Annotated in this window: 2 protein-coding genes and 2 pseudogenes; 2 read left to right on the plus strand and 2 right to left on the minus strand. The window is 67.6% G+C overall.

Going from position 1 to position 3,761, the window contains the following annotated elements:
• Window positions 1–92 precede the first annotated feature (92 nt).
• Window positions 93–1,520, plus strand: a pseudogene (locus tag D6M19_RS33925) (DUF3516 domain-containing protein); the annotation flags it as partial.
• 10 nt (window positions 1,521–1,530) lie between these two features.
• Window positions 1,531–2,403, plus strand: coding sequence for a PhzF family protein (locus tag D6M19_RS33930; RefSeq protein WP_123029664.1), 873 nt, complete (start codon window positions 1,531–1,533; stop codon window positions 2,401–2,403).
• Between the two features lie 10 nt (window positions 2,404–2,413).
• On the opposite strand, the gene D6M19_RS33935 is transcribed toward D6M19_RS33930, so the two are convergent.
• Both D6M19_RS33935 and D6M19_RS33940 read right to left on the minus strand, forming a co-directional pair.
• Window positions 2,414–3,493, minus strand: a complete 1,080-nt coding sequence (locus D6M19_RS33935) for an NAD-dependent epimerase/dehydratase family protein (protein ID WP_123029665.1) — start codon at window positions 3,491–3,493, stop codon at window positions 2,414–2,416.
• Window positions 3,494–3,578: 85 nt separating this feature from the next.
• Window positions 3,579–3,761 (minus strand): annotated as a pseudogene (locus D6M19_RS33940) (serine/threonine protein kinase); the annotation flags it as partial.

Raw genomic sequence — 3,761 nt, forward strand, 5'->3', positions numbered from 1 at the left:
AGATGTGTATAAGTGGCGGGTCGATGCCCCACTTCTACGCGGCCCAGCATCGCGAACAGGAGGTGCCACCTAGCGGACCGGACGTCAGCTGTCGGGCCGGCTACGACACCGCAGGCACTGTCGTCGTGCAGGCGCCCGACCACGAGGTGGAGAACCTCAAGCAGTTCGCCAAGGTGGCCGACGATCCGAAGAAGCGCCGAAAGCTGGTGCGCCGCAAGGTGCCCGAGGGCATGGTGCCGTGGAGCGAGTCGACCATGACGCGGTTGGTCGACGCCGTCCCCGAAGCGCTCACCAGCAACATGCGCGTGAGCACGGCGATGATCCTCGACGTCGTAGACCGTCCCGGTGACCCGTTCGCCGCGATGCGACGGCTGCTCACCGACAACCACGAGCCGCGTAAACGGCAGCTTCAGCACATCCGCGAGGCGGTCGGCATCGCCCGCTCTCTGCTGCAGGCCGGTGTCCTCGAACGGCTCGACGAGCCAGAACCCGACGGACGGCGCTACCGACTGACGGTCGACCTGCCACCCGACTTCGCCCTCAACCAGCCGCTGTCGACGTTCGCGCTTGCCGCGGTCGACGTCCTCGATCCCGCTTCGGAAACCTATGCGCTGGACGTGGTTTCGGTGATGGAGGCGACACTCGAGGACCCGCGCCAGATCCTGGCCGCACAGCTGAACAAGGCCAGGGGCGAGGCCGTGGCCGCGATGAAGGCCGAGGGCATCGAGTACGACGAGCGGATGGAGCTGCTGGACGACGTCACCTATCCCAAGCCGCTCGAGGAGTTGCTCGAGCACACCTTCGACGTGTATCTGCAGAGCAACCCGTGGGCCGCCGACGCGCGGCTGTCTCCGAAGTCCGTCGTACGCGAGATGTGGGAGCGGGCGTTCACCTTCCGGGAGTTCGTCAGCGTCTACGGACTTACCCGTTCCGAGGGTGCGGTGTTGCGTTACCTGTCGGACGCGTTCAAGGCGCTGCGGTCCGGGGTGCCCGCCGCCGCGCGCACCGAGGCCGTCACCGACATCGTCGAATGGCTCGGCGAGCTTGTCCGCCAGGTTGATTCGAGCCTGCTCGACGAGTGGGAACAACTCACCAACCCCGACCAGCCGCTGGACGCGCCGGTGACGGTGCCTGCCCGCCCGCGCCCGCTGACCGGGAACGAGCGGGCGTTCACCGCGATGGTCCGCAATGCGCTGTTCCGCCGGGTCGAGTTGTTCGCGCGGCGCCGCTCATACGACCTCGGCCAACTGGACGCGGACTCCGGCTGGACTGCGCAACGTTGGGAGGATGCCATCCGCGCGTACTTCGCCGAGCACGACGACGTGGGCATCGGCGCCGACGCAAGGGGTCCCGCCCTGTTGATCATCGACAAACAGCCCGGCACATGGCGTGTCCGACAGATCCTCGACGACCCGGCTGGCGACCGCGACTGGGGCATCGAGGTAGAGGTGGACCTGGAAGCCTCCGACGAGGAGGGTGCGGCGGTCATGCGCGTCACCGACGCTGGACGCCTGGACTAGCGTCGTTGCGGTGCACTTCCAGCTCGTCGATGTGTTCACCTCGACGCCGTATCGCGGCAACAGCCTGAGCGTCTTTCCCGACGCGGGCGGCCTCAGCGCAGGCCAGATGACTCAGATCACCGGGGAGCTGCGCCAGTTCGAGTCGATCTTCCTCAGCCCGGCCGGTTCGCAAGACCATTGGCGGGCACGCATTTTCGACCTCTTCGAAGAGCTCGACTTCGCGGGGCACCCCGTGCTCGGCGCGGCGTCGGTCCTTCATCATCAACACGGCGACGGCGAAGCGCACGGACGCTGGACGCTGGAGCTGGCCTCAGGTGCGCTGACCGTCGAGACCGAACGTCGCGGCCCGAACTCCTTCTACGCCGTCCTGCCCGACATGCGCGCCCAGTTCCTCGGCGAGCCGTCGGGCATCTCACGCGCGCAGGTCGCGTCCTGGTTCTCGCTGCTCGTCGACGATTCCGACACTCGACTGCCGCTCGAAGTGGTGTCGACCGGGCTGCGCTATCTCATCGTGCCGGTTCGCAACGGTGCGCTCGCCCGCGCTCGCATCGCCGACCGTGAGCTTGACGTCGCGCTCGCCGAGGTCGGCGCGCAGTACGCCTATCTGCTCGACGCCGAGGCGGGGGAAGGCCGGCACTGGAACAACGACGGCGTCGTCGAGGACGCGGCGACGGGCAGCGCCGCGGGGTGCGTGGCCGCCTATCTTCACCGACACGGCAGGCTGGGCGACGGTCAGAACAGCGAGCTGCGTCAGGGACGTTTCATCAACCGGCCGTCTCGGATCAGTATCTCGGCCAAGAGCATCGACGGCGGGGTTCAGGTCCGAGTGGGTGGCGAGGTCGTCGTGGTGGGATCGGGTCGGCTCGACGTGCTTCCGTCCTGAACATCGCCCCCTACATGTCCGGTGGCTGAGCCTGACGCGCCGTGTCCGGGGCGGGGTCGCCCCACCGGTCCCGGATCCTGCCCCACGGGTCGGCGTACCGCCCTGGTTGCCTGTAGTACGGGGCCCTTCGCCGCATCAGGCCCGCTAACACCGGTGCCGCCACGCCCATCGCCCTCGCCTTCCAGCGCGCTCTGGCACGGATCTCCGCGTGGGAATCCGACCAGGAATACCGCTGGAAGGACAGCACCTGCCGGGAACGCGTGGTGTCCATCCAGTCCAGCGGATACCAATCGGCGTCGTTGGCGGGATCGCCCGGACGGCCAGGAAACGCCATGGCACCCATGCCAACAGCCGCCATGCCCGTGCGTCCTATCTCGCCCTGGAGCCGCTTGTGGGAATCGTCACCGGCGATCATGAAGATCTCCCGCACGGCATCAGTGGCGACCGCCGCCGCGAACGCCGCGGCGACATCGCGAGCGTCGACGCAGTGACACCGGTTGTCGTCGGGCAGCAGCGCGCCGAGGTAGAACGAGTCGAAATCCCTGTAGTCGATCAGCGGTTCCATGGTGATGACGCCCGATAGCCGAAGGATCGACCAGTCCAAACACGATGAGCGCACGATGTTTTCGGCTTCCAGCTTGTGGCAGCCATACAGTTCAGTCGCCAAGGTCGGGGTGTCGGGGGTGAGCAGGTCTGTGAAACGGTGCGGGTTGCGGCTGCCGTACACCGCCATGCTCGATGCGTGGACGAAGCGAGGCGGCGACGGCATCGCCTCCGCGGCCTTCACCAGTGAAGCGGTCGCGTCGACGTTGACCGCCCGTGCCAGCGCGCGGTCGGCGTAACACATCGGCGGAATGCACGCCGCCAGATGAACGATCGCCGACGGTGACACGTCGGCGAGCACTGCGCTGACCTGATCGGGCTTCGTTAGGTCGACCCGGCGCACGTCCACCGCTGCAGGCAGCGACGGTTTGGCTGTGCGGTGCGCGGTAGCGATCACCCTGTATCCGTCCGCCACGAGCCGCGCCACCACGGGCCTGCCGACCAAACCGTATGCGCCCGTCACCAGAACGGAATCCCGGACGTCCATGCAGCGCTCCTTCGCCCGAGGCAGTTCCCGCCCGGGAACTTAACTCAGGAGATCCGAACTGGTTGGCGAAATCGACAACACCGCGCTAATCGTGGCCGCGTTGGCCTTTCGGCTTCTTGTCGCCGTTGCCCTTCTTGGCCGGCGGACCCTCGTTGATCTGAACCGGCGGCGGGGGCGCAGGCGGTGGGGCAAGCGATGGTGTCGGGGGCGGCGCGGGCGTCGATGTGCTGGTGCCGACCTGTTCTGGTGCCGACGGCTGCTGGCCGGG

The organism is Mycolicibacterium stellerae (assembly GCF_003719305.1).
Classification (GTDB): Bacteria; Actinomycetota; Actinomycetes; order Mycobacteriales; family Mycobacteriaceae; genus Mycobacterium; species Mycobacterium stellerae.